22 protein-coding genes and 1 tRNA gene are annotated in these 19874 nt (G+C 60.5%); 5 read left to right on the top strand and 18 right to left on the bottom strand.

Features of this window, described 5'->3' with window-relative positions; translation table 11 throughout:
- Positions 1 to 26: 26 nt before the first annotated feature.
- Genes TSACC_RS11475 through rpmH form a run of 5 tightly spaced genes read right to left on the bottom strand, consistent with a single transcriptional unit; the run spans position 27 to position 3085 of the window.
- Positions 27 to 488 carry a Jag family protein gene (locus TSACC_RS11475; RefSeq protein WP_075079423.1) on the bottom strand — a complete coding sequence of 154 codons (462 nt, stop codon included), beginning with the start codon at positions 486 to 488 and terminating at the stop codon, positions 27 to 29.
- A complete protein-coding gene (gene yidC / locus TSACC_RS11470; RefSeq protein ID WP_075079422.1) occupies positions 485 to 2233 on the bottom strand; it encodes a membrane protein insertase YidC in 1749 nt (582 codons plus the stop codon). The genes TSACC_RS11475 and yidC overlap by 4 nt, the downstream gene beginning before the upstream one ends.
- Positions 2234 to 2482, bottom strand: a complete 249-nt coding sequence (yidD, locus tag TSACC_RS11465) for a membrane protein insertion efficiency factor YidD (protein WP_075079421.1) — start codon at positions 2480 to 2482, stop codon at positions 2234 to 2236.
- A gap of 47 nt (positions 2483 to 2529) precedes the next feature.
- Positions 2530 to 2949 (bottom strand): ribonuclease P protein component, encoded by a 420-nt coding sequence (gene rnpA / locus TSACC_RS22730; RefSeq protein WP_369695375.1) that lies wholly within the window; start codon positions 2947 to 2949, stop codon positions 2530 to 2532.
- The gene (rpmH, locus tag TSACC_RS11455) at positions 2912 to 3085 is read right to left on the bottom strand and encodes a 50S ribosomal protein L34 (protein WP_075079420.1); all 174 of its coding nucleotides are present in this window, start codon (positions 3083 to 3085) and stop codon (positions 2912 to 2914) included. The genes rnpA and rpmH overlap by 38 nt, the downstream gene beginning before the upstream one ends.
- 335 nt (positions 3086 to 3420) lie before the next feature.
- On the opposite strand from rpmH, the gene TSACC_RS11445 reads away from it, so the two are divergent.
- A complete protein-coding gene (locus TSACC_RS11445; protein WP_075079418.1) occupies positions 3421 to 4671 on the top strand; it encodes a PEP-CTERM sorting domain-containing protein in 1251 nt (416 codons plus the stop codon).
- Positions 4672 to 4869: 198 nt separating this feature from the next.
- Here the strand turns inward: TSACC_RS11445 and TSACC_RS11440 are convergent.
- The 3 genes from TSACC_RS11440 to tsaE form a co-directional block, all read right to left on the bottom strand.
- Positions 4870 to 4952, bottom strand: a tRNA-Leu gene (locus tag TSACC_RS11440).
- A gap of 46 nt (positions 4953 to 4998) precedes the next feature.
- Entirely contained in the window at positions 4999 to 5586 is a 588-nt protein-coding gene (tsaB, locus tag TSACC_RS11435) for a tRNA (adenosine(37)-N6)-threonylcarbamoyltransferase complex dimerization subunit type 1 TsaB (RefSeq protein WP_075079417.1), read from the bottom strand.
- Positions 5583 to 6035 carry a tRNA (adenosine(37)-N6)-threonylcarbamoyltransferase complex ATPase subunit type 1 TsaE gene (gene tsaE, locus TSACC_RS11430; RefSeq protein ID WP_202815955.1) on the bottom strand — a complete coding sequence of 151 codons (453 nt, stop codon included), beginning with the start codon at positions 6033 to 6035 and terminating at the stop codon, positions 5583 to 5585. Before tsaE ends, tsaB begins: the two co-directional genes overlap by 4 nt.
- A gap of 29 nt (positions 6036 to 6064) precedes the next feature.
- Here tsaE and TSACC_RS11425 point away from each other — a divergent pair, with 29 nt between their 5' ends.
- Positions 6065 to 7645 carry a glucose-6-phosphate isomerase gene (locus tag TSACC_RS11425; protein WP_075079416.1) on the top strand — a complete coding sequence of 527 codons (1581 nt, stop codon included), beginning with the start codon at positions 6065 to 6067 and terminating at the stop codon, positions 7643 to 7645.
- Positions 7645 to 8016 carry a hypothetical protein gene (locus TSACC_RS11420; protein WP_075079415.1) on the top strand — a complete coding sequence of 124 codons (372 nt, stop codon included), beginning with the start codon at positions 7645 to 7647 and terminating at the stop codon, positions 8014 to 8016. The genes TSACC_RS11425 and TSACC_RS11420 overlap by 1 nt, the downstream gene beginning before the upstream one ends.
- A 31-nt stretch (positions 8017 to 8047) precedes the next feature.
- Here TSACC_RS11420 and TSACC_RS11415 read toward each other — a convergent pair whose 3' ends face one another.
- From TSACC_RS11415 to TSACC_RS11395, 5 genes are all read right to left on the bottom strand, one after another.
- Positions 8048 to 8416, bottom strand: a complete 369-nt coding sequence (locus TSACC_RS11415; protein WP_101927840.1) for a hypothetical protein — start codon at positions 8414 to 8416, stop codon at positions 8048 to 8050.
- Between the two features lie 87 nt (positions 8417 to 8503).
- Positions 8504 to 9163 (bottom strand): HAD family hydrolase, encoded by a 660-nt coding sequence (locus tag TSACC_RS11410; RefSeq protein WP_075079413.1) that lies wholly within the window; start codon positions 9161 to 9163, stop codon positions 8504 to 8506.
- Positions 9160 to 10425, bottom strand: coding sequence for a M16 family metallopeptidase (locus tag TSACC_RS11405; protein WP_075079412.1), 1266 nt, complete (start codon positions 10423 to 10425; stop codon positions 9160 to 9162). The genes TSACC_RS11410 and TSACC_RS11405 overlap by 4 nt, the downstream gene beginning before the upstream one ends.
- A complete protein-coding gene (ispD, locus tag TSACC_RS11400; protein ID WP_084400403.1) occupies positions 10422 to 11111 on the bottom strand; it encodes a 2-C-methyl-D-erythritol 4-phosphate cytidylyltransferase in 690 nt (229 codons plus the stop codon). Before ispD ends, TSACC_RS11405 begins: the two co-directional genes overlap by 4 nt.
- Positions 11108 to 11560, bottom strand: a complete 453-nt coding sequence (locus TSACC_RS11395) for a GatB/YqeY domain-containing protein (protein WP_075079411.1) — start codon at positions 11558 to 11560, stop codon at positions 11108 to 11110. The genes ispD and TSACC_RS11395 overlap by 4 nt, the downstream gene beginning before the upstream one ends.
- A gap of 135 nt (positions 11561 to 11695) precedes the next feature.
- Between TSACC_RS11395 and gltX the strand changes: the two genes are divergently transcribed.
- Complete coding sequence (gltX, locus tag TSACC_RS11390) at positions 11696 to 13009, top strand: glutamate--tRNA ligase (protein WP_075079410.1); 1314 nt, start codon at positions 11696 to 11698, stop codon at positions 13007 to 13009.
- 7 nt (positions 13010 to 13016) lie between these two features.
- Here the strand turns inward: gltX and TSACC_RS11385 are convergent, their stop codons facing one another.
- From TSACC_RS11385 to TSACC_RS11365, 5 genes are read right to left on the bottom strand one after another with little or no spacing between them, the layout of a single operon-like run.
- Positions 13017 to 13700 (bottom strand): YoaK family protein, encoded by a 684-nt coding sequence (locus TSACC_RS11385; RefSeq protein WP_075079409.1) that lies wholly within the window; start codon positions 13698 to 13700, stop codon positions 13017 to 13019.
- A gap of 7 nt (positions 13701 to 13707) precedes the next feature.
- Entirely contained in the window at positions 13708 to 14574 is an 867-nt protein-coding gene (locus TSACC_RS11380; protein WP_075079408.1) for an MlaD family protein, read from the bottom strand.
- A gap of 19 nt (positions 14575 to 14593) precedes the next feature.
- A complete protein-coding gene (locus TSACC_RS11375; protein ID WP_075079407.1) occupies positions 14594 to 15382 on the bottom strand; it encodes an ABC transporter ATP-binding protein in 789 nt (262 codons plus the stop codon).
- Positions 15382 to 16176, bottom strand: a complete 795-nt coding sequence (locus TSACC_RS11370) for an MlaE family ABC transporter permease (protein ID WP_075079406.1) — start codon at positions 16174 to 16176, stop codon at positions 15382 to 15384. The genes TSACC_RS11375 and TSACC_RS11370 overlap by 1 nt, the downstream gene beginning before the upstream one ends.
- Positions 16177 to 16209: 33 nt before the next feature.
- A complete protein-coding gene (locus TSACC_RS11365; protein ID WP_075079405.1) occupies positions 16210 to 16482 on the bottom strand; it encodes a hypothetical protein in 273 nt (90 codons plus the stop codon).
- A gap of 97 nt (positions 16483 to 16579) precedes the next feature.
- Between TSACC_RS11365 and carB the strand changes: the two genes are divergently transcribed.
- Entirely contained in the window at positions 16580 to 19804 is a 3225-nt protein-coding gene (carB, locus tag TSACC_RS11360) for a carbamoyl-phosphate synthase large subunit (RefSeq protein WP_075079404.1), read from the top strand.
- Positions 19805 to 19874 lie beyond the last annotated feature (70 nt).

Below are 19874 nucleotides of genomic sequence, written 5' to 3'. Positions count from 1 at the left end.
AATGAGCTCCAGGCACCGACCGGCGGTTAAGCGGTTTTCTTGCGCAGTCGCAACGTGATGCGTTTGACCTTCGCATCATCCGGCGGACTCCAGGTCGCAACCTCCGGATCATCCTTGAAAACATTGTGCACCACGTAGCGGTCGTAGGAATTCAGCGGCTCGGTCTGGATCGGACGACCGGTGGTCTTTACCGCCTCGGCGAGATGTTTCATCTTTTCGACCAGAGCATCATCCCGCATCGCGCGGTGATGCTCCACATCCACGATCACGCGACGGGCCTGAGGATCGGCTGTTTGCAGCATTCGGTTGAGGAGATACTGCAGGTCGTCCATCACCTGATCGCGCTTGCCGATCAGGCGATCGGCCTCGTGGGTATAGATCTGAAGCACCAGATGACCGTCCCGCTCCTGCTCCTCGATTTCAAAGACGAAACCGAGGTAGCCCAGCATGGTGTCGAGGAGATCTCGTGCATTCAGGGGTGTACTCATTGGCCGGGGCGTTTCTTTTTCTTGCCCGTCGCAGCCGCTTCCCGTTTCGCAATGACGCTTTTCTTTTCCAGCGTCGGGAGCGGCCTGTTTCGGGTCAGGTATAGCTGAACGATAGAGAAAATGTTCTGTGTTGTCCAATAGAGCGCAAGGCCGCTCGCATAATTATAGCAGAACACCAGGAAGATGATCGGCATGAAGTAGAAGATGCGCTGCTGCATGGCATCTCCCGTCTTCGGCGTGATCGCCATCTGCCAGACCATCGTACCCGCCATGATGATGGGCAGGACGTTGATCGGGAACCCGAGCACATGGAAAACCGTATCGGGCTGGGAAAGGTCGTGCACCCAGAGGAACGAGCTGTTGCGCAGCTCGATGGCGCTGCCCAGCATGGCGTAGAAGCCGAAGAAGATCGGGATCTGGATGAGCATCGGGAAGCACCCGCTGAAGGGATTCACCCCGTAGTCGCGGTAGAGCTTCATGACCTCTTCGTTCATCTTCTGCGGGTCATCCGGATACTTCGCCTTGAGCTCGTTCATCTTCGGCGCGAGCAGCGACATCTTGCGCATCTCGTTGGTCGCCTTGTTCTGGATCGGCCAGAGGAGCGATTTGATGATGAGGGTCAGGACGATGATCGCCGCGGCGAAGCTGTTGAACAGAATGCCGTGTAACCAGTTCATCGCTGCCAGCAGAATTTCGCTGATAAAGCCGAACCAGCCGAAATTTAGCACGGCGTCCTGCTTCTCACCCAGCTTGCGCAGGCTCGCGAGTTCCTTCGGGCCGGCATAAATGGTGAAGGTCTTCGTGACTTTCTGCCCCGGCTGGAGGTTGATTCCCGGCATTCCGAGCGCGCCCTCGATGCCAAATACAGGCGTATGGTTCGCCTTCTGCGTGGAGTACCGCAGAGCACCCACGGATACCGCCTCAAATTCCGGCACGGAAACAATCGTGCAAAAGTACTGGCTGGCTACCGCAGCCCATTGAACCTTGTTGCGACTTTCCAGATAGACCTCCCGGGCAGGATGGGTCTGGATGCCAATCAACGGAATCGATCCGGCATTGAACCAATTCACATCGATGCCAACGAATTTCCAATCGTGCATCCAGTCGAACCGGGTATAGGTCGGGAGATCCGCCGAGTGAATCGGAGCCGCTCCCCCAGTACTCACAAAGTAAGGAGGTCGGTAGACCTGACTGGTCCCGGTATTGCTAAATTCCACCTCAAGGCGCACCACGTAATGATTGGCCTTCTTATCCGGGTCGCGGGAAACGAAGAAGCGCTTGGTAATCTGAACCCCGTCTCCATCCTTGCGGGTAAAGGTCGCCACGCCATTGGCTTCGTCTAGCGCCATGTCGAAACCGCCCCAAGCCTTGCCCGGAGCGTCACCGATCGCTCCAATGGGAAGAGCCGGGTCGGCATTAAGAGCAACCGGCTGGTCGTTTTCCCCGAGATGGCGATTCAGGATGGCATGCCGGATGCCGCCGACATCGTTGGTGAATACATACGCGGAATCCGAGGCGGACAGCGTTTCCGTCCTGGCCACGATCGCCGGAGCCGGCGTAGCCGCAGCTACCGAGGGAGTTGCTTCCTGTGCCGGAGTCGCCGCAGCTGGCGACGCCGTAGGAGAAGCCTCCGCCGTTGGCGGCGTGACCGGAGGCTTGGGCGGGTTGAGAATCCCGAAGTAGTAATACCAGCCAACCAGGCCGAGGACGGAAATTGTAACAGCGATCCAGGCTTTGCGATCCATTTAACAGTGCGGTTTAAACATTTTGGGAACGGGATCATACCCGGCGCCACCCCAGGGATGGCATCGCGTGAGACGTTTCATGGCCAGCCAGGAGCCTTTCCATGCGCCATGCTCGCGCACAGCGTCGAGGGCGTACTGGGAGCAGGTCGGCTCGTACCGGCAGCCGCAACCGGGTCCGCAAATCACGTGCAGAGCCGGCTTGAGTGTCCAGCGATAGGTATAGATCAGGAATACGACGACCGCCTTCATCCGGTTAATACGGCATGCCCGGAAGCCACTGACTTTCGGTCTGCCGTTTAGTTGGATTTCTCCGTGCGATCATCGAAGCGGGGCACGATAGAGAGACGTCGTGCCAGTTGCAACCATTCCTCGCGCAACTCGGAAAACGAAGCGCTTGCAGCATGGGACTTTGCGACGACCACAACCAGCCATCCGGCAATGACTTCCGGACGCGACAAACGGCACAACTCGCGCAGCCTCCGCCGCGTATGATTGCGATCTACCGCCCCGCCAACTTTGCGGGACGTAATAATGCCGAACCGCGCAGGCTGACTGTCCTCCTCCATGCGCACCACGCTGATGCGGAGGAGACGGCCTTGGGCGGTTCGGCCCTGTTTGCGGACGAGCGCAAATTCCCGACTGGTTCGCAGTCGGGCCGCTCGAGGAAACCGAAGCCGGTTAGGCTTCGGTGTGACGGGCGTAATGGACTTCAACACCCTTCGGCAGCAGGCGCTTACGTCCACGCTGACGACGACGGCTCAGGATTGCGCGGCCGCTTTTGGTCTTCATCCGCGCGCGGAAGCCGAACTGGCGCTTGCGCGTACGTTTGCTGGGTTGATAGGTGCGCTTCATATCTTAAAAAGTCAAAAAGTGGAATCGGTGAGCTTGGCAGCATCTTGCCAATTGTCAAGCGGCTTAAGGTCCTTATGAAAATAATCCTCTGCCCTGACAACAGGCCTCCCAAGACTGGAGGCCGTGGATGAATAAACCGGATGCACGCTGCGTTCAAGCCCCATATGATCAACATGATAATACGAGTAAATGCTGTCCCTCCCATCCCGTCGCAGACCTTGCATCGCCGATAAATGGGACACGTTTCACCATTTCCGCTCCCCCTCGCGCCATCTTGACACCTGGAAGGACTTTGATACGGGAATCAAATGATTCTCAGGGTTTGCCTTTTCATTATGGCAGTTGGGTTGTTCGGACTCAGGGCGCAGGCCCAGGAATTCACGCCGTTCCGCATTCCTCTCTATATTTTCAATGTCGGCTCTGAGGACGCACCTCAATACAAGGTGGGCATAAACCTTCAGGTGGGATCGGTGACCGATGGCTCCAACACCCCCTGGCGGATGTACGAGTTTGATACAGGGGGAACCGGCTTTTTTGCCTTTCCTTACAGCGCCACGGAAAATACCCAGGGTGAATACTCTCTCAGCTATGCGAGCGGGAACGAACTGAGCGCTCATCTGAGCAATACCTCGGTCACCTTCGAGGTCACGGACGGAGGTGCCCCTGCCTCCCTCCAGTCCAATATCGGCTTGATCTCAAGCGCTTCGAATCCGACCCACCCCGACAAGTCCATCAACCAGTGGACAGAACGACTTCCCAACGAAGCACCCTTGGAAAAGTATTTCTACGGGGACTTTGGCATGGGACTCGGATCACTCCCCTCCACCGCAAACACCCCGAACCCGGTCTCTCTCTTTGCCTTGATTCCGCAATTCGGCAATTCCGCGAATGCTGGTTTTGTTATTCACCTGGGAGATGTCCCTGCGTCGGGTGTCGGCAAAGGCCTGATCGGAACGGGTTGGGTTCAGGTCGGACTCACAACGAATCAATTGGAGGCATCTCATTGGGATGCCACCGCAAAGATGGTAACCCCGTCTGGCGAAACATTCCTCAACTCAGGCCAGAAGGTATATGAAGAAATCCTTTCGAACGGAACGACCTCTATCTCGACCAGTCCCACCGATGGTACTCCGCTGACCTTTACCAACATCGGCATCGTGTACGACACCGGAGCACCCAATACCGAGATCCATCCGGTCGGAGCCGACGCAGGTGACTACTCCGATGTCTCTCAAGCCTTGGCCGATGCACTGGCCAACGGCGGTTCCTTTTCCCTGATCGGCCAACCCTACGAGGCATCGAATGACTCGACCATTCTGGATACTCCGGTCGGAAACGTCTCTGGCCTAAACTCCATCGGACTCTCGACCCAAAACGTCATCGACTCGCCCGCCCTCTATGTAAACACCGGGATCACCGCATTCTTCGGAAAGGATGTCGCCTTCAATCTTCAGGATGGCTATGTCGGCTTCAATACCGTGCCGGAGCCAAATAGCTCCGCGCTCTTTGGCATAAGTTTGCTCATTGGAGGATGGTATGTCATCCGCCGCTCCTGGTCGGGATACAGACGAAAAAAAGCACTCTAGCCCGCGATTCACCCAGATCGCAGATCCAACGGAGTATTTTCAACTGCTTGAACCCTCTGCAAACGCCGCACAGGTCCCCAGCATCTCCTCCCCAGTTATCGACTTATCCCCATCTGAAAATTCCCATCAATGGCTGGGTCGAAGAGTCTCGCACCCCGGCTATCTTCCAGATCGTCTTGGAAATTGCAGATAAGCCACTGCCGGCGGAGGGGATCGAACCCACACTCCTGAAAGGAACACGATTTTGAGTCGTGCGCGTCTGCCAGTTCCGCCACGCCGGCTTGGGTGGACTGAGGAATGTAGCCGACTCTGCGAAAACGGGAAGCGCTATTTTTTACCCGGCAGATTGATAAAGGCGGGCTTCAGATAGAGTGGTTCCGGCACCCCCGGCACCGGGTCGGCGAATACCCCGCGCCGGGCGAGAATCGCAGCGGAGGCTGCTTGGACGGTTCCCTCTACTCCTTCGATCGGAGATGGCAGGAAGATCGGCAATCGTGCCGCTTCCGAGACTTTGCGTTCAAAGTCGTCCTTTTCAAAAATCGCCGGTTCCTCAATGAACCGCCCATTCTCCACCCGCGCCCAGTAATATTGGCCCCGGCGGGCATCGCCTGCGGCGGCATATCGCTCGTCGGAAAAACCGAGAAGCGAGGAAAGACCGATGAGCGGAACCTGGCGAGCGGCGGCGATTCCCCACCCCAGGGCGAGTGCTCCACGAATGCCATTATAGCTGCCCGGTCCGATCCCGACGACGACACGCTCAAGTCCCGGAGCCATGGCTAGTAATTCAGAAACCAGCCCGACGAGGGCCGTGCCTCGACCGCGTGGCGCGTCGACCAATCGCTCCGCAATAACGGCATCACCCTCCACGAGAGCCGCCCCGCCGACCGGACCCGAGCTTTCGATGGCCAGAATCATGACACCAGCCTCACGACACGGGTGGACGGATCGACAACCTCAAAAACAAAACGAAGCGCAGACGCAGGGAGCACCTCGGGGAACTTATTCCCCCACTCCACGATCGTCACGCCTTCCGCGACATTATCGTCATAACCGGTCGTGAGGAGTTCGTCGGCAGACTCCAGCCGGTAAAAGTCAAAGTGCGCCACCGGCACCCTGCCGCCATCGTATTCATGCACCAGGGCAAAGGTCGGACTCGATACCTCGGCCCGGCTTTCCAAACCCGCTGCGAGGCCCTTGGAAAACTGCGTCTTTCCCGCTCCAAGGGGGCCTTCCAGGCTCACGACGTCGCCAAGGCCCAGCAAACGGCCGACTTCCTCGCCGAGAGAAATCATTTCCGCCTCGGTGCGACAGATCGCGCCTTCCTCCGAGAGAAGACGGGTTGGTAACAGTTTTCGGTTTGCCATGCCGCGGCGAATCTAGTTCGCTCCGACCCATGAGCTCAATCTCCCTTTGGAATCGGTTTCAGTCTCATTTCCTCCGTTACGACGACCTCGGCGTGTCGCTCGACATCAGCCGGATGGATTTTGCGGATGATTTCCTCAGCAGCAAGGCCGAGGCGGCGAAGAACGCCGTAACCCAGATGCTCGCCCTGGAAAAGGGAGCCATCGCCAACCCGGACGAGCACCGCATGGTCGGCCACTACTGGCTCCGGGACTCCAGCCTCGCCCCGACGAAGGAGTTGGCCGATGAGATTGAGAACACCAAGGCCGCCATCCTCGGCTTCGCCGCCGACGTTCACTCCGGCAAGATCCTTTCCTCGACGGGCAAGAAGTTCACCGACCTCCTCCTCGTCGGCATCGGCGGTTCCGCCCTCGGCCCGCAGCTCGTGGCGGACAGCCTCTGGTCGTCCAAGGACCCGATCGCGGTTCATTTCTTTGACAACACCGACCCCGACGGCATGGAAAAGGTCGTCGAGCAGCTCGGCAAAAAGCTCGAGACCACCCTCGTCGCTGTCGTCTCGAAGAGCGGCGGCACCAAGGAATCCCGCAACGGCATGCTCGTCGCGCAGGATGCGATCAAGAAGGCCGGGCTCGATTTCCCGAAGCATTTTGTCGCCGTCACCGGTGAAGGCAGCGAACTCGACAAGGTCGCCACGGCGGAAGGCTGGCTGAAGCGCTTCCCGATGTGGGATTGGGTCGGCGGACGCACCTCCGTCATGAGCGCGGTCGGTCTGCTCCCGATGGCCCTCCAGGGTCTCGATGTCGAGGCCTTCCTCGCCGGAGCCAAGGCGATCGACGCCAAGACCCGCACGGATGATCTTTCGAAGAACGCCTCGCTCCTGCTCGCCCTCATGTGGTGGCACGCGGGCGGCGGCCGCGGCGCGAAGGACATGGTCGTCCTCCCGTACAAGGATCGCCTCCTCCTCTTCAGCCGCTACCTCCAGCAGCTCGTCATGGAGTCCCTCGGCAAGGAGCTCGACCTGAATGGCAACGTGGTCAACCAGGGCATCGCCGTCTACGGCAACAAGGGCTCGACCGACCAGCACGCCTACGTCCAGCAGCTCCGCGACGGCGTGAACAATTTCTTCATCACCTTTGTGGAGGTGCGCAAGGCCTCGCCCGTCGCACAGCTCGAGGTGGAACCCGGCGTCGAAAGCGGCGACTACCTGCAGGGCTTCCTGCGCGGCACCCGCACGGCCCTCCATGAAAAGGGCCGCGAGTCCATCACCGTCAGCATCCCGGAGTTCAACGCCTTTTACCTCGGCGTACTCATCGGCCTGTACGAGCGCGCTGTGGGCTTCTACGGCACGCTGGTGAATATCAACGCCTACCATCAGCCCGGCGTGGAGGCTGGCAAGAAAGCCGCCGCCCGCGTGCTGGAGCTGCAGGCGAAGACCCTCGCCTATCTCGCCGATAACAAGGGCAAGGCCTTCACCGCCGACCAGATCGCCGCAGCGATCGGAGCCGACGCGGAGAATGTCTTCCACGTCGCCCGCCACATCGCGGCAAACAAGCCCGGCGTCGTTTACACAACCGGAGCCAATCCGGGTGCCGACACCGTTTCTCTCGCCTGATGAAACGCGCGCTCCTCGCTCTCACCTGCGCCCTCGTTCTGGCCGGATGCGATTCCGCCCAGAGCACGGCGGACAAGCTCCGCGTCGAAATCGCGGAGTTCAAAAACACTCCTGACGAAAAGAAGCAGGCGTTGATCGAGGAGCATTTCGCCAAATTGGAAACCCAGCTCGCCGCGCTCCAGAAGCGCGGCGACGCCAAGGCGGACGCCATCTCCGATCAGCTCACTTCGCTGAAGGAGCAGTACCAGACCGCCAAGCTGGCCAAGGCGCTCAACGATGCCAAGAACGCCCTCCAGGGCTTCGGTCAAGCCGTCAAGGATACCGCCAAGGACATTCAGCAGACGTTCCAGGGGAACCAGACCAACAAGTAGTCCGGGCAGCCTTTGCGCGCTCGTGGGACGGCTACTTCGCGAGGGCCGGGTTCGCGAGCTTGTCCTTGATGATGGGATAGAGGTCGTAGGTCGGATAGTATTCCGTGCGGAAAGCCTTCCATGCCGTTTTTTCCAGCGCGACATTTACGTCCCGCAGCTTGGAGGCAGGCACCTCCAACGTAACGATCTGGCCGATTCCCATCGCGACATTCCAGGATACGATGCGAGTTCCCTCGGGAGGGAAGGCTTTATAAAAGCCCTGCTCCTCCTGGATTTTCTGAATCTCCGCGAGGCTCTTCGATTGGTCGTGCTTCAGGAAAATGGTCAGCAGGATCGTGTCACCTGCTTTTTCCTTCTCCGCCGCCCGCAAGGACGTTCCCGGAAACGCCCCGGCCAGCATCAGCGCACATAAAGCCCGGAATAAAATATTCCTGTTCATGCCGGACCCTCGGACGGAATCCGGCGCAACTCAAGCGAGGCTTTCCGCTCAGGCGACGAAGAGCTTCCGCAGATCGTCAACCGTCACACCGGCCAGATTAGGCGCGACCAGATCGGCGTGCGACAGGAGTTCCGGCGGATTTGTCGTCGCGATTCCCACGACTTTCATGCCCGCGCGCTGCGCCGCCTCGATGCCGAAAAGCGCGTCTTCAAAGACGACGCATTTCGCGGGGTCGGCGCGCAGAAACTCGGCTCCTTTCAGGAACACATCGGGCGCGGGTTTGCCATGGACCACATCATCGCCGCAAACCACGGCGTCGAAATACTGATCCAGCCCCGTCGAGGCAAAGATGGCGTCGAGGTTGCCGCGCGGCGTCGATGATCCGATGGCGCGAGGAATTCCCGCAGCCTTGAGCGCCTGAAACATCTCCACCGCACCCGGCAGGATCTCCACGCCCTCGTCGCGAACGATATCGCGATACAGCTCCTCCTTGCGATCACCCAGCGCGATGATCTCCGCCTCGTCGTGGCTCCAGTCCAGAATCGTCGGGATGATGATCTGGTTCTTTTTGCCGAAACCCCGCTTGAAGTGGTCCGGAGGCAGCGGCTTGTTGATTTCCGCCGCCAGCATTTCCCACGAACGCTCGTGGGCGCTGGACGAGTCAATAACCACGCCGTCCCAGTCAAAGATCGCGTAAAAGTCACTCATGATTCGAAAAGGCTGAGAATCTTCCTGTCGTCCGGCGAGGGCCCGATCACCGCGATCGTCGCCCGGCTCGTATCGAGGAAATCCCGGGCCGCGGCCATCACGTCATCCGCCGTCACCGCTCGCAGCTTGGCATGCACGTCCTCGGGATCGGTGATTTTTCCATAGACCAGCACGGAGCCGCCAATACGCATGTTCTGGTTCGACGTGCGCTCCAGCGACATGCGGCTGGTGCCGACGGCGTACTCCTTGGCGCGTCGCAGTTCCGCCGCGCCGACCGGCTTGCTCTTGATCGTCTCAAAAGCCGCCAGGATGAGGCGGAGCGATTTCTCGACGTTCTTTTGCTCAAGCCCGAGCGAGACATTGAGCATGCCCGTGTCGTGAAAGGCCGAGGGATGTGTGCTGACTGAGTAGCACAAGCCGCGCTTTTCGCGCACCTCCTGAAAGAGTCGCGAGCTGCCGTTGCCGCCCAGAATCACATGCAAAATCTGCACCGCATAACGGCGGGGATCGAAGTGACTTGGCCCCGGCAACCCGATGGCGATCTGGGTCTGCTGCGTGTCGCGTTTTTCGGAAATGATGCGCGTCTTCGCCTTCGGCTCGGGTGCTTTGGAGAAGCGCGTAGCGCGTTTTTTGGGAATGGACTCGAAGAGTTTCGCGATCCGGTCGACGACCTCTTCATGCTTCAGCTTGCCGGCGGCGGAAACCACCGTGCTGCCTGCGTGATAATGTGAGGTGCGATAGTCGAGGAAGTCGTCGCGCTTGAAACTTGCGATGGTTTCCAGCGTGCCGGTGAGCGGACGGCCCAGCGGGTGATTCGGCCAGTAGTGCTCATTGAGCATCTCCTGTACGCAGGAGGCGGGTTCATCCCGGTACATGAGGATTTCCTCCCCGATGACTCCCCTTTCCCGCTCGATGTCCGTGAGCGAAAACTTTGCGTCCAGATACAGGTCGCTTAGCACGTCGCAAAGGCGCGGGAAGAACTCCGCCGCCGCTGCGGCATAATAGCAGGTGCGTTCCTCGGCGGTGTAGGCATTCAGGTCGCCGCCGACGCCCTCCACCTCTTCCATGATGCGGCGGGCCGAGCGGCGTTTGGTGCCCTTGAAGAGCATGTGCTCGATGAAATGCGAAATGCCGTTCAGCTTTGCGGGCTCGTGGCGTCCGCCGACGTCGGCCCAGATACCCAGGGAGGCGGTTTCCGCGTGCGGAATCTCACAGGTCGCCACTCTCAGGCCGGAGGGCAGTGTGGTCAGCTCGGTTTTCATGCGTTGCGTTTCGATAAAATCAATTCGGCGAGCTCCAGGTCTCGCGGGTAGGTCACTTTGAAATTCCAGTCGGGATTTTCGACGATGCGGGCGGAACCGCCGGAGCGGATAAGGAGCGAGATTTCATCCGTTATCGCGCCGCCAAGGGAGATGGATTCCTTTAAAAGGCGCTCCAGTAAATCCGTCCGCATCACCTGCGGGGTCTGCATCCGCCAGAGGTTATCCCGGGAAACGGTTTCACGGGCAAAACGCCCGGCATCCGTGCGATGGAGCGTGTCCGTCACCGGCTCCGCGCTCACGGAGGCACCATGCTCGATAGCCTCGCGGAAGCACTGGCTGATCGCCTCCGGCGTGATGAGAGGTCGCGCCCCATCATGCACCGCGACAAACTCCGGGCGATCCTCAACCAGCGCCCGGACGCCCTCCAGCACGCTGTGAGCACGCTCGACGCCTCCCGCCACGATGCGGGAAACCTTGGGCAAACCGGCGGCGATTTCAGAAAACTCTCCGATTCGCTCCGCCGAGCATACGAGCACGACGCGGGAAACCTCAGCCGTCCGGCAAAACGCCTCCAGGCTATGCCGGACCAGCGGCTTGCCGCCGAGCGGAGCGGTGAGCTTGTCAAAACCCATCCTGCGGCTCGATCCCGCGGCGACGATGATGGCGGCGAGCGTCGGCACGCTCACGAAAGCTGCTTTTGGACCTCCGAGCTGAGAGCTTTGCCATCCGCGCGGCCCGCTGCCTTGGCGGAGGCGATCTTCATCACCGCGCCCATCTGCTGGCGGGTGGTCGCTCCGGCCTCGGCGATGGCGTCACGCACGATGACGGCGAGTTCCTCGGCGGAAAGCGCCTTCGGCAGGTACGCGCTCAGGATCTCGATCTCAGCCTTTTCGTTGGCAGCGAGTTCCGGGCGACCGCCCTTTTCGAATCCCTCGATGGAATCCTGGCGCTGCTTCACCTGCTTGCGAATGACCGCGGAGGCCTCCACGTCGTCGAGCACGGCGTCCGCCCCGCCCTTTTCGATGGCAGTGTTTTTGAGGGCGGCTTTGAGGAGACGCAGGGTGTTCAGGCGCGGCATGTCCTTGGCGCGCATTGCGTCCTTGATGTCGTTGTCGACTTGGGCTTGGAGACTCATCCCCGCATCATGAAGCGGGCGAAAATCGGTGCCTAGGAAAATCCACGCCGCTCGCTCGCAGACATTCCCCCGCGATGGAGACTTTCCTTTCCCGGCAAACCCTGCGCATTCTGATCGGCTACATTTCCCGCTCTCATGTCTGTTCGCACCCGTTTTGCTCCCTCGCCCACCGGCTACCTCCACGTCGGAGGCGCCCGCACGGCCCTTTTTAACTGGCTCTACGCCCGTCGCTTCGGCGGCACACTCGTCCTCCGCGTGGAGGATACCGACGACAAGCGCAACACCGCCGAGGCCGTCCAGGCCATCTATGATGGCATGACCTGGCTCGGGCTCGATTGGGATGAAGGTCCGGACAAGGGAGGCAACTACGGCCCGTACCGCCAGAGCGAGCGCAACGCCATTTACGAGAAGTACCTCGCCATCCTCGAGCAGGGCGGCTACCTCTACGAGGACGAGGGCGCGATCCGCTTCCGCTCACCCCGCAAGAGCGTGCTCGTCGAGGACCTCGTCTGCGGTCGCATCGAGTTTGACATGTCCAACCCGGCGACCCACCCCGACATGACGATCCGCCGCCCGGATGGCTCGTGGATTTTCCACTTCGTCAACGTGGTCGACGACATCGAGATGAAAATCTCCCACGTCATTCGCGGTGAGGATCACCTTTCGAATACCCCGAAGCACGTCGAGCTCTACAAGGCCCTCGGCTTCGAGCCGCCGAAGTTCGCCCACATCCCGCTCATCCTCAATCACGAGGGCAAAAAACTGAGCAAGCGCGATGGCGGTTCCAGCGTGCAGTATTTCATCGAAAACGGCTACGCTCCCGAGGCGGTCATCAACTATCTCTGCCTCCTCGGCTGGTCGCCCAAGGACAACCGCGAAGTGATCTCCATCGAGGAAGTTAGCCAGATTTTCGAGCTGGAGAACATCAATCGCCGCAACGCGATCTTCGACCTCGACAAGTGCTTCTGGCTCAATGGCCAGTACATCCAGAACATGCCGATCGAGCGGTTCGCCGAGCTTTCCCTGCCCTTCATCGAAAAGGCCGGCGTGAACTACGGCACGAAGGAAGCCCTCCTGCCCGCACTCGCCATCGTGAAGCCCAAGGTCAAGCACCTTAGCGACGTGCCGGACTGGATCGGCTTCCTCTTCACCGAGGACTTCGCCTTTGATCCCGCGTCTGTGGAGAAGAGCCTGCGCAAGGAAGGCGCGCTTGAGCGGCTCAAGCAGCTCGGCGAGGCGTTCTCGACCGTGACGGAGTGGACCCATCCCAACATCGAGGCCAAACTCAAAGAACTGGCCGCCTCGCTCGGCGTGAAGGTCGGCGAACTCGTCCACCCGGCCCGCGTGGCCGTGAGCGGACGCTCCGTCGGCCCCGGCCTGTACGAAATGATGGAGGTTCTCGGCAAAGACCGCGTGCTCTCCCGTTTCGCCCGCGCCGCGACGATCTAGGTTCGTTTCACCTCCTGGCGACCGACCACGCCACCGCCAGGAGCGAGGTGATCGGGAAGAGGACAACCCACTTCCCGATGCCCAAAAAGATCGCGCTGCCTGCAATCGCACCCAGCGCATAGGAGGTCCAGACCATCGCCGCACGCCGGGCCATGAGGGCATTCTCCGCACGCTCCTCTGCCTTCCCGGCGATGGCTTTGGCAAAAGTCCGGCCCACCGTGTCGAGCACCCCGGTCACGTAGGTCGAGGGAAAGGCCGAGAGTTTCAGCCCCCGCAGGGTGGCGTTCTGGATGCCCATGGCGATCAACGGCGGAACCGCCGTGAGAAACGTCCAGGGATTCTCCACTCGATAGTCCGCCCCCATCAGGAGCAGGATGAAAAAGACGAATAGCAGCCCGGCCTCCAGCACCAGAACCCCGGCGCACTGCCGAGGGGTCGGGGCGCGCTCCATCAGGAGATAGCCGAGGAAGAGCCCGAGCAGGAAAATCGGTACGGCCACGAGATGCGGCCACGCCAGCCACCACTGCCCCTGCCCGAAAAAGACACCCTGCGCGGCGGTGTTTCCACTCATGTGGGAAACGAACAACCCGCCCAGCGTGATGACGCCAATCGCGTCGACCGAACCGCCCACGGAGGCAAGCAGGCACGTCTCGGAAAACCCGGCTCGTGTCTGCGGCGCGGCGGCGGTCATGGGAGTCTTACCGGTCGGGATTTCCCCTCGATGTATCCTTGTACCAGAGGATGCCGCGCTTGCGCATGCTCTCAACCAGAATGCGGAGATTCTCGGCGGTCTGCTTGTCGCTGAGGAGCACCCCGAGCGCACCGTTGCCCGCCTTCACCTGCTGCACGATGCCGCGCACGTCGGTGATGGTTTTCTTGAGTTCGTCAGCCGCACCCTTGGCGGAAAGTAACGCATCCTCACCTGTGCCGATGGTCTTCTCGGCCTTGTCCATGATGGAGTCGAGGCGCTTTGAGGCATCGGCAAAGGACTGAGTGGTCGTCTTGAGGTTAGCCATGGAGGCGTTGAGATCCTTCAGCATGGTCTCGGTCAGCACCTGCTCGTTCAGCTTCTTCGAGATGTTCTTGATGTTCGTGATGGCTTCCCTCGCCTCGCCCACGACTGGGCCCACCTGATCGAAGATCTCCGACATTCCCGTCTCGTTCTTACCTTGGATCACCGCACCCGGCTGGATCGGCTCGGACTGGCTCGCTCCCGGCTGGAGATTGATCTGAATAAAGCGGTCGCCGAGCAGGCCCGAGCTGCCGATGGTGAACTCCGATTTGCTCGGGATTTTCACCTCTTCGTAAATCTTCAGCATCACATAGACGCCATTCATGTCGGGCAGGATCACCGGCGGAGTCGCCACCACGCCGACCTTCGCCCCTGCGAGCAGGACGCCCGCCCCTTGCAGGATGCCGCTGGCGTTCGGGTACTCGACCCGGATCTGGTAGTAGCCGCGTACGCTGTCTCCGAAACGGCCAAAATAAACGACCATGGCCGCGATGGCGGCCAATCCGATGGCCATGAAAATGCCTACCTTCAGCTGGGATCCACGTTCTGTCATAGTGCTGACCTTATAATCTTCAGTTGTCTTCGTTCGGCGAATCAAGCGGGGCGAAGTCGTCGTCATCCGTCGACTTCCCGTCCACAAAGTTGCGTATCACCGGGTCCTGGGTGCCGTGCAATTCCTGCAGCGTCCCGTGAAAGTACCGCTTACCTTCGTTAAGTAAAGCCACCCGGTCCGCGATATGATCGCAGCTGATCATGTCGTGGGTCACGACGATCGAGGTAACCGCGAGCTGTTTCTGGAGGCGGCGGATAAGTCGATTGATACTATCCGAGACGATGGGATCAAGACCCGCCGTCGGCTCGTCGTACAGGATGACATGCGGGGGCGAAATGATCGCCCGGGCCAAAGCCACGCGCTTGCGCATGCCGCCGCTCAGGTTCACCGGCATCTTCTGGTCGTGGCCGTGGAGGTTCACCATCCCGAGGGCGTCGTGCACCTTGTCGCGAATGACCTTTTCGTTGCGCTCGCCGCGTTCCCGGAGCGGGAAGGCGACGTTTTCGTAAACTGTCATCGAGTCAAACAACGCTCCGTCCTGGAATAGCATGCCGATCTTGCGGCGGACGGGCTCAAGCTCGCGCTCGTTATACTTCGTGATGTCATCCCCCTCGAAAACGATCTGGCCCGAGATGGGCTTCATCAGCCCGATGAGATGGCGCAGGAAGACGCTCTTGCCTCCGCCGCTCTTGCCGAGCAGGACGAGCGTTTCGCCCTTGAAGATATCGAGGGAAAATCCGCGCAGGATCTCCTGGCGACCGATCTTCTGGTGAAGATCACGAACGGAAATGAGCGGTTCGGGATTCATCAGCGCTGGCCTGCCGGGAAGATGATGTTGAGGAACATCGTCATGAAGAAATTCACGATCAGCACCGCGAGCGAGCACGTCACCACGGTTTCCGTGGTAGCCCGACCCACGCCCACCGCGCCGTCCTTGGCCCGCAGGCCTTCGCGACAGCTGATGAAGACGATGATCACGCCGAAAACAGCTCCTTTGATAAGCGACATGGCGATATCGCTGGAGTCGGTGAACTTCTTGAGGTTGTTGACGAAATAGACGGACTCGACGTTGAGGACCTTGACCGCGACCCAATAGGCCGCCAGCACACCGCAGCCTACGCACTCGACCACGAGCAGCGGCATGGATATGAACATCGCCAGCGCCCGGGGAACGACGAGGTAATCCACCGGATGCACTGCCAGAGCGCGCAGGGCGTCGATTTGCTGGGTGACCTTCATCGTGCCGATCTCGGCGCTCATCGCCGCCCCGACACGACCCGCTACCATCAGGCCGGTGAGCACCGGGCCCAACTCGCGGAACATGGCCAGAGTCACCACCGGACCGACGGCGGTCTGCATGTTCAGGCTGGCAAACTGAAAATACGCCTGCGCCGTGAAGACCGCACCGGTAAAAGCGCCAGTGACAATGACCACCAGCTGCGAACGGTAGCCGACCTCCGCGATCTGCTGAAGGAGCAGCTTCCCCCGAATCCGCCCGCGGAAAATCGAACCAAAGGTCTCAAACGCCAGTTGCGCAACATCCCCGAGAGCGAGGAAGAAGGACAAAATCAGGCGGGAAAAGAAAACCGGAATGAACTTCATGAAGCCGATACGAGGTCGAGAATCGCGCGCTTGTTACGCCTCAAGGACGTCCAGGCGCTGCGTTTTCTTTTTCGTACTGACTTCCGAGGGCATCTGGCCGACGAACTTCGCGTCGAGCTCGATCTTACGAAAGATGGACTGGAGGCTGGAGACTGTTGGCGCGTCTCCGCTAAACTCCATATAAACAATATCGTGGTTGGTATCGACTTTATAACGAAGGCCTGGAACGACATCGAGTTCCAGGGCCAAAGCCAACATCTTGTCCGGGTTCCGCACTCCGGCGGCATAAACCTCAAGATCAACCATGCCCCCATGGTCTGCCGTCTCGGAGGAAAATCAAGACGATTCGCATCGTTTGCCTTTGCGATGATGTCAGATATCCGGTAAACCAGCGCCGCTCTCCATGCCCAAAGATACTTCGATCAAAAAAATCCTGCTCATCGGCTCCGGCCCCATCGTCATCGGCCAGGGTTGTGAATTCGACTACTCTGGTGTCCAGGCCTGCAAGGCCCTGGCCGAGGAGGGATACTCTGTCGTCCTCGTAAACTCCAACCCCGCCACCATCATGACGGACCCGGAGTTTGCCGACCGCACGTACATCGAACCCATTACGCCCGAGGCGATTGAGAAAATCCTCGAGCGGGAGAAGCCCGATGCCGTGCTCCCGACCCTTGGTGGCCAGACCGCGCTCAATGCCGCCATGGCTCTCGTGGAGAATGGCGCCCTGGAGCGTCACGGTGCCCGCCTTATCGGCGCGAACGCAGAGGCAATCCGCCGAGGCGAAGATCGCCAGATTTTCAAAGACATCATGCTCGAGATCGGCCTCGATGTGGCCGCCTCCGGCGTGGCCCATACGCTCGATGAGGCTCGAGAGATCGCCGGTCGCATCGGGTCTTACCCGCTGATCATCCGCCCTGCCTTCACCCTCGGCGGAGCGGGCGGCGGCATCGCCTACAACCGCGACGAACTCGAGGAGATCGTCCGCCGCGGTCTGGACATGTCCCCCGTTTCCGAAGTTCTCGTCGAAGAATCCCTCCTGGGCTGGAAGGAATACGAGATGGAGGTGGTGCGTGACCGTGCCGACAACTGCGTGGTCATCTGCTCGATCGAAAACCTCGATCCCATGGGCGTGCATACGGGCGACTCGATCACCGTCGCCCCAGTCCAGACCCTCTCCGACAAGGAGTACCAGGTCATGCGCGACGCGAGCTTTGCCGTCATTCGCGCCATCGGCGTGGAGACCGGCGGATCGAACATCCAGTTCGCCGTCAATCCGCAGAACGGTCGCATGATCGTCATCGAGATGAACCCGCGCGTCTCGCGCAGTTCCGCCCTCGCCTCGAAAGCCACGGGCTTCCCGATTGCGAAAATCGCCGCCAAGCTCGCCGTGGGTTACACCCTCGACGAACTGCGCAACGACATCACCCGCGAGACGACCGCCTGCTTCGAGCCATCGATCGACTATTGCGTGGTGAAAATCCCGCGCTTCACCTTTGAGAAATTCCCGCAGGCCGATCCGACCCTGACCACACAGATGAAGAGCGTGGGCGAGGCCATGGCCATTGGCCGCACGTTCAAGGAAGCCCTGCAAAAGGCGCTTCGCTCGCTGGAAATCGGTCGCTTCGGCCTCGGCGCGGATGGCAAGGACGCCCTGCCCACCCTCCCCGACGGCAAGCCCGACATCGCCGCGATCGAGCAGAAGATTCGCATCCCGAATCACGAGCGCATTTTCTTCCTCCGCTACGCTCTGCAGGTCGGCATCACGCCGGAGCGCATTCACGAGATTTCCGCCATCGATCCATGGTTCCTCGAGAACATCCGCCAGATCGTCGAGGAAGAGGAGCGCATCCGCACCAAGGGCATTGCCGAGGTGGGATTCCGCAAGGCCAAGAAGCTCGGCTTCTCGGACCGCCAGCTCGCCATCCTGACCAAGGCCACCGAACCGGAAATCCGCGCCGCCCGCAAAGCCGCCGGAGTCGTGCCCACCTACCGCCTCGTCGACACCTGCGCGGCGGAGTTCGAGGCTTACACGCCATACTTCTACTCGACCTATGGCGACGAGGATGAGACCCGCGCCAGCGACAAGAAGAAGGTCATGATTCTCGGCGGCGGACCGAACCGCATCGGCCAGGGTATCGAGTTTGACTACTGCTGCGTCCACGCCGCCTTCGCGCTGAAGGAGCTCGGCTGGGAGACGATCATGGTCAACTCCAACCCGGAGACCGTCTCGACCGATTACGATACCAGCGACAAGCTCTACTTCGAGCCCCTCACCCTTGAGGACGTGCTCAACATCTACGAGCGCGAGCGCGCCGATGCGATCATCGTGCAGTTCGGCGGCCAGACCCCGCTGAATCTCGCCGCCGGCCTCGCCGCCAACGGCTGCAAGATCATCGGCACCCAGCCGAGCAGCATCGAGATGGCCGAGGATCGCAAGCACTTCGCCGCGATGCTCAGCAAGCTCGGCCTCAAGCAGACCGAGGGCGCCACGGCCACCAACGAGCAGGAGGCCGTTTCCGTCGCCTCCGAGATCGGGTATCCCGTGCTCGTGCGTCCGTCCTTCGTTCTCGGCGGCCGCGCCATGCAGATCGTTCACAACGAGGAGGAACTGCGCCAGTATATCCGCACCGCCGTGGCCGCAAGCCCGGAACGCCCGGTGCTGGTCGACCGCTTCCTTGAGGACGCCACCGAGGTGGACGTCGATTGCATCGCCGACGGGGAAACCTGTGTGATCGGCGGCGTGATGGAGCACATCGAGCAGGCGGGCATTCACTCCGGCGACAGCGCCTGCGTGATCCCGAGCTTCTCGCTCTCCGCCACGGTTCTGGAAACCATCAAGAGCGCCACCAAAGCCATGGCTCGCGAACTCCAGGTGCGCGGCCTCATGAACGTGCAGTTCGCCGTCAAGGACGAGCAGGTCTACGTGCTGGAGGTCAACCCGCGCGCCTCGCGTACGGTCCCCTTTGTCAGCAAGGCCATCGGCAAGCCGCTCGCCAAGCTCGCCGCCAAGATCATGGCGGGCAAGACGCTGCGCGAACTCGGCTTCACGGAGGAGATCATCCCGACTCATTTCTCGGTCAAGGAAGCCGTCTTCCCGTTCATCAAGTTCCCGGGCGTCGACATCATCCTCGGCCCCGAGATGCGCTCGACCGGCGAGGTCATGGGCATCGACGCCGATCTCGGCATTGCCTACGCCAAGAGCCAGATGTCGGCCCAGCCGCCGCTCCCGACCAAGGGCAATGTCTTCATCAGCGTGAAGGACGCCGATAAACAGGCCGTCATCCCGATCGCGAAGGAATTCCATGACCTGGGCTTCATCATCCATGCGACGAGCGGAACCGCCAAAATCCTGGCCGATGCCGGAGTACCCGCCAAGGCGCTCCTCAAGCTCCAGGAGGGCCGCCCCAACGTGCTCGACCTGATCAAGAACGGCGAGATCCAGTTCATCATCAACACCCCGAGCGGCCAGCAACCCCGCCGCGACGAGGTGGTGATCCGCAGCGCAGCCGTCGCCGGACGCGTCGCCACGATGACGACTCTCCGAGGTGCCCGCGCCAGCGCAGCCGCCATCCGCGCCTTGCAACAGGCTGGCTACGCCGTCAAGAGCATCCAGGAATACCACGCGTAAAGACTGACACCGAAAGCCGTCGATTTTTCCGACGGCTTTCTTGCCAACTGGAATACAACCTGCTTCCCCT

Source organism: Terrimicrobium sacchariphilum, assembly GCF_001613545.1.
GTDB classification, from domain to species: domain Bacteria; phylum Verrucomicrobiota; class Verrucomicrobiia; order Chthoniobacterales; family Terrimicrobiaceae; genus Terrimicrobium; species Terrimicrobium sacchariphilum.
Note: the sequence above shows the minus strand (reverse complement) of the source record. Positions and strands in the feature narration are given on the sequence as shown.